Consider the following 1,078-nt stretch of genomic DNA (forward strand, 5'->3'; position numbering starts at 1 on the left):
GTGTTTGCGATGTTATTGTTTGTATTATTGTAGTTTGTTATTGCGAACTGGACCGGAGGCCGGTACACTGTCCGGTCGCCGCCGCCGTTCGGGCCCGGCGCCGAGGCGGCGGGCATCGTCCGGTCGGCGCCGGAGTTGAGCGGGTTCCACCCCGGCCAGCGGGTGGCGGTGATCGCGGAGGGCACCTGGCAGGAGGTGGTCGCGGCGGACCCGGCGAAGGTGTTCCCGCTGCCCGACGGGATTCCGCTGGCCACCGCGGCCGGGTTGCCGCTCAACCACTTCACGGCTCACTGCGCGCTCGTCCGGCGGGCCCGGGCGCGGCCGGGGGAGACGGTGCTGGTGCACGGCGCCGCGGGCGGGGTGGGCAGCGCGGCTCTCGGTTTGTGCCGCGCACTGGACCTGCGCGCGATCGCCGTGGTGGGCTCCGGCTCGAAGGTCGCGTTCGCCCGGGCGGCCGGTGCGACCGAGGTGGTGTGCGGTGCGGACTGGGCCGACCAGGTGCGGTTCCTCACCGCCGGGCGGGGCGTGGACGTCGTCCTGGACCCGGTCGGCGGCGACCGGTTCACCGAGAGCCTGCGCCTCCTCAAGCCGGAGGGCCGGCTCGTCGTGCTCGGCTTCACCGCGGGCGCCATCCCGGAGGCGAAGGTGAACCGCCTGCTGCTGCGCAACACCGCCGTCCTGGGCGCCGGCTGGGGCGAGATCGCCGCCCGCGAACCCACCTATCCCGGTACACAGTGGACGGAGCTGGTAGTGCTACTGGAGCGCGGGCGGCTGGTCGTCCCCGAGCCGGAGGTCCTGCCGTTCACCGAGGCCGGTGCCGCACTGCGCCGCCTCGAAGACCGGGCCGCGATCGGCAAGATCGTGCTCGCGTTCCACCAGAGTTGAGACGACGTGGACCCCGGCGAGGTGCTCTAAGGCGGCGGTTGCTGCTCGTGGACAGGGGAATTGGTTCAGGCTCTGGGCGTGCCCGTCACTGTTCGGAGGCGTTGTCCTTGTCGTGGTCGCCCGGGATGACCGCGTCGGTGAGGGCCTGCGACGGGGCCTTGACCCCGGCGTGGACCTTCGGCTTGCCGAAGAA

General features: G+C 71.9%; 1 protein-coding gene. It reads left to right on the forward strand.

Annotated elements, in window-relative coordinates; all coding sequences use genetic code 11:
- The first annotated feature begins 135 nt into the window (after positions 1-135).
- Positions 136-885: a zinc-binding dehydrogenase gene (locus tag ABZ215_RS43835; RefSeq protein ID WP_354956880.1), complete on the forward strand. Its 750-nt coding sequence runs from the start codon at positions 136-138 to the stop codon at positions 883-885.
- Positions 886-1,078: the final 193 nt, after the last annotated feature.

Origin of the sequence: Amycolatopsis sp. NPDC006131, from assembly GCF_040614175.1 — a bacterium.
In the GTDB taxonomy this organism is placed as follows: domain Bacteria; phylum Actinomycetota; class Actinomycetes; order Mycobacteriales; family Pseudonocardiaceae; genus Amycolatopsis_E; species Amycolatopsis_E tucumanensis.